Here is a 4,083-nt window from a genome sequence, read left to right on the forward strand (position 1 = left end):
GTGGTGGTCCCGGGTGCATCGCCGGTCGCTTCACCTGGCCGGTCGTCGGGAGCGGGGACGAGCCCGGCGGCCGGGGCCGGGGCCGAGCGTCACCTGGTCGCCCTGTGTCGGGCCGGGTGGACGATCCTCGTCGTACGGGGGCCCTCCGCTCCCGCGAACGCCTGTCGTCCGCAGGTGGGCACCGTGCCATCGGACGCGGGCGGCGTGCTGCCCGCCCTGAGATCCTGGTGGCCGGGGACCACGCTGCTTCCACCGCTCCTCGGCGAGCCGGTCGCTGATCCGCTCGGGATCTGGGCCGTACGCAGCGCGTAGTCCCGTCAGCGCGTGTAGTCCGTGGCGCGCTCATAGCGCGCGTGATCGTCCCAGACCCGGCGCAGTAGCTGCTCGAGCTCCCAGACGTCGCCCTCGGTTCCGAAGTACTTCCGGTCGATCGTCTTGAGCTTGTCCTCGTTCTCGAGGATCTTGGCCCACAACTTGGCCCGCTCGACGGGGTCGTCGGTGAAGTTCTTGTTCAGGTACTCGTGCGAGTGCCGCCTGAGGTTGCCGAGGACGGTGAGAGCCTTACCGGCCGGGCTCACCAGCGAGGCCACGATCGTCACCACGAGGACCGCCACGATGACGCCGAGAGACAGGTAGGTGGGCACCTCCACCACGTCGACGTGCTCGCCCTGGTTGATGAACGGCAGGTTGTTCTCGTGGAGTGCGTGGAGGACCAGTTTCACGCCGATGAAGCCCAGGATCGCCGCCAGGCCGTACTTGAGGTAGACGAGACGGTCGAGGAGGCCGTCCAACAGGAAGTACAGCTGGCGGAGACCGAGCAGGGAGAACGTGGTCGCGGTGAAGACGATGAAGACGTTCTGGGTCAGACCGAAGATCGCGGGGATGGAGTCCAACGCGAACATGATGTCGGTGCCGCCGATCGCCACCATGACGATCATCATCGGCGTCATGACCTTCTTGCCGTTCTCGATTGTGAACAGCTTGTCGTGGTCGTAGTGTTCGGTCGCCGGAATGAACCTCTTGGCCAGGCGCACCACGACGTTGTCCGCGTCGTCGTCCTCGTCATCCTCGGCCAGGAGTCGGCCCGCGGTGATGATGAGGAAGATGCCGAACACGTAGAACAGCGCGCTGAACGCGGTGAGCAGAGCGGCGCCCACGAAGATGAAGGCGGTCCGCGCGATGATGGAGAACACGATGCCGAACAGCAGCGCCTTCTGCTGCCCCGCGCGGGGGACCTTGAAGCTGGTCAGCAGGAGCAGGAAGACGAACAGGTTGTCCACCGAGAGGGCCTTCTCGGTGATGTACCCGGCGAAGTACTCCACGCCCATCTGAGTGCCGCCGAAGATCCACACCAGGAAACCGAAGGCGATCGCGATGCCCACGTACAGGGCGGACCAGATGGCCGATTCCCTGAGCGTCGGGATGTGCTCCTTGCGGACATGGAAGAAGTAGTCGAACAGCAGCAGTGCGACGATGAGTGAGACCGCGAGGGTCCAGGCGAGCGGGGAGGCTCCCAACGGGGGGTGTCCTTTCCGAGGAAGGCCGAGTGACCGGATTATCCTACGCGCCTCCACCGGAGTCGCCCCAGGTCAGTTTTTCCGCCGCACGAACATCGTGTGCTGCGCCTCCACCACCGTCGCGCCGCGGCTGTCCGTCACCACCGCCGTGTGGACGACGCTGGTGCTCGGCCGCTCGGCGAGTTGCTGCCTGATGGCGTCGGCCTCGGGAGCGGGGACGTCCACCACGCACCGCAGTCTGCCCCGGCCGGGAGCCCGAAAATCGATCGTCGCGCTCTTGGTCCACACCTGGTACCCGCCACCGAGCTGGCCGGACAGCAGTGCCCCGTAGAGGACGTCGGTCGCGGCGAACAGGGCGCCTCCGAACGCGGTGCCGTTGGTGTTGGCGGTCCACGGCGCGACGTGCATGCTCAGCTCCCCGCGGCTCCAGTCCGGGGCGACGTGCCGGATGCGGATGCCGGAGCCGAGCAGCGGCGGGTAGAGGGAGGCCAGCAGAGGGAACGCCCGGGGGCTGGAGGTGTATCGGTGCAGCAGCGTCTTGGGCACGCCCAGATCGTAACTTACCCGCGAGTCAGTTCAATCAGGTGATCCCGCCGGCGGGGCGTGGAAGCCCTGGTTGGGCGAACGCGGAGACCCGATGGCGGCGAGCCGTGGACAAAATCAGCCCCGCTGTCTAGACAAACGGCGGTGGTTTGTCTACGTTGGACGCATCACGTGGCGTGCGACACACGCCGCCGGGTTCGACCGAGGGAGTCCTCCAGATGCACACCGACCTCCAGACAGAGGAGACCGCGGCTCAGCCGTACCCCTGGACTGACGGCAAGCGATACCTGTGGCTACTCGGGCTCATCCCGGCCGGCGCCCTGTTCATCTCGCTCGGGCTGTTCTCGTGGTTCTCCCACGCCGGGTGGGGCACCGCCGCCGTGGTGGCCTGGTTCGTCGCGCCTTTCGTCGTGTTCGTGTTCATCCCCCTGCTCGACATGGTCGTCGGGGTGGACGGGCGGAACCCGCCGGAGGAGGTCATCGAACGCCTGGAGGCCGATCCGTTCTATCGCTGGTGTACGTACCTGTACATCCCGGTGCAGTACGCCGCCCTGATCACGGCCTGCTATCTGTGGACCGCGGACGACCTGTCGTTCTTCGGCCACGAGGGCGGGCTGGGCCTGGTGGCCAAGATCGGTATCGCCTGGGCCGTGGGGATCGCCGGGGGTATCGGCATCAACACCGCTCATGAGCTCGGCCACAAGATCGAGAACTCCGAGAAGTGGCTCTCCAAGATCGCCCTGGCCACCACCGCCTACGGCCACTTCTACATCGAGCACAACCGTGGACACCACGCCCGTGTCGCGACCCCGGAGGACCCGGCGAGCTCACGTCTCGGCGAGTCGTTCTGGGCCTTCCTGCCGCGCAGCGTCGCAGGCTCCCTCGTCTCGGCCTGGGAGCTGGAGAAGAATCGTCTCGCTCGCCTCGGCAAGTCCCCGTGGAGCCTGCGTAACGACAACATCAACGCCTGGCTCATGACCGTGGTCCTGTTCGGTGCCCTCACCGCCGCCTTCGGCCTCGAGGTCCTGCCCTGGCTGATCCTGCAGGCGGTGTACGGGTTCAGCCTGCTGGAGGTCGTCAACTACCTCGAGCACTACGGACTGCGCCGCAAGAAGCTCGACAGCGGTCGCTACCAGCGCTGCCGGCCCGAGCACTCGTGGAACTCCGACCACCTGGTCACCAATATCTTCCTGTACCACCTGCAGCGTCACTCGGACCACCACGCCAACCCGATGCGCCGCTACCAGGTGCTGCGCACCACCGACGACGCCCCGCAGCTGCCCGCCGGGTACGCCGCGCTCATCGTGGTGGCCTACGTCCCGCCGCTCTGGCGCAGGATCATGGACCACCGGGTCCTCGAGCACTACGACGGCGACGTCACCCGCGCCAACATCCAGCCGTCCAAGCGGGAGCGGATCCTCGCGCGTTACTCCGCTCCGTCGGCCACCGGGACGAGCGCCGCGTCGAATGCGTCCACGACGCCGTCCGCCACGGCGACCGCCGTCCTGGATCCCGAGCCCGACGTGAACGCGGTCCGCGGTGCCGTCTCGCCGATCGGCACCTACGCCTGCCCCAACTGCGGCCACCACTACGTGGAGGCGCTCGGAGAGCCGCGGGAGGGCTTCGGCCCCGGCACCCCGTGGTCGGAGATCCCCGACAACTGGCAGTGCCCCGACTGTGGTGTCCGGGACAAGGTCGACTTCGTTCCGGTCAGCTGATCCCCGTCGTTCCCTGTGTTCCCAGCGTTCCCAGCGTTCCCTTCAGGAGGTAACCCATGAAGATCTCGATCGATCCGGACCGGTGCGAGGGTCAGGCGGTGTGCGTCGGGCTCGCCCCGAAGGTCTTCGCCCTGGGCGACGACGACGAGGTGGTGCGCCTGCTCGTCGAGGACGTTCCCGAGGAACTGCAGAAGAGGGCCCGCAAGGCCATCGAGAAGTGCCCGATGGCGGCGCTCCGCGAGACCGGGTAGGCCGGGGCCGGTTACGGTGCCGGCCAGGCCGAGGGGTCCCGCCCGGTGCGCGCG

The 4,083-nt window shown here is 67.4% G+C and carries 4 protein-coding genes and 1 pseudogene; 3 read left to right on the forward strand and 2 right to left on the reverse strand.

Translation table 11 applies throughout. The annotated features are described in order from the left end of the window. Positions 1 to 312 (forward strand): annotated as a pseudogene (locus tag IY392_RS19360) (hypothetical protein); the annotation flags it as partial. A gap of 5 nt (positions 313 to 317) precedes the next feature. On the opposite strand, the gene IY392_RS16865 reads toward IY392_RS19360, so the two are convergent. Both IY392_RS16865 and IY392_RS16870 read right to left on the reverse strand, forming a co-directional pair. Further along, positions 318 to 1,517, reverse strand: coding sequence for a TerC family protein (locus tag IY392_RS16865; RefSeq protein WP_107755476.1), 1,200 nt, complete (start codon positions 1,515 to 1,517; stop codon positions 318 to 320). Between the two features lie 72 nt (positions 1,518 to 1,589). Next, positions 1,590 to 2,063, reverse strand: a complete 474-nt coding sequence (locus tag IY392_RS16870; protein ID WP_194861855.1) for a DUF4442 domain-containing protein — start codon at positions 2,061 to 2,063, stop codon at positions 1,590 to 1,592. 215 nt (positions 2,064 to 2,278) lie between these two features. Between IY392_RS16870 and IY392_RS19520 the strand changes: the two genes are divergently transcribed. Both IY392_RS19520 and IY392_RS16880 read left to right on the forward strand, forming a co-directional pair. Then, entirely contained in the window at positions 2,279 to 3,778 is a 1,500-nt protein-coding gene (locus tag IY392_RS19520) for a fatty acid desaturase (protein ID WP_194861856.1), read from the forward strand. A 56-nt stretch (positions 3,779 to 3,834) separates the two neighbouring features. Continuing rightward, complete coding sequence (locus IY392_RS16880; RefSeq protein WP_107755479.1) at positions 3,835 to 4,029, forward strand: ferredoxin; 195 nt, start codon at positions 3,835 to 3,837, stop codon at positions 4,027 to 4,029. Positions 4,030 to 4,083 lie beyond the last annotated feature (54 nt).

Origin of the sequence: Dietzia sp. SYD-A1, from assembly GCF_015356725.1 — a bacterium.
Lineage (GTDB): Bacteria > Actinomycetota > Actinomycetes > Mycobacteriales > Mycobacteriaceae > Dietzia.

Bases quoted from the DNA above. Each gene is read 5' to 3' on its own strand.
- IY392_RS16880 (WP_107755479.1), top strand. From the start codon at position 3,835: ATGAAGATCTCGATCGATCCGGACCGGTGCGAGGGTCAGGCGGTGTGC.
- IY392_RS19520 (WP_194861856.1), top strand. From the start codon at position 2,279: ATGCACACCGACCTCCAGACAGAGGAGACCGCGGCTCAGCCGTACCCC.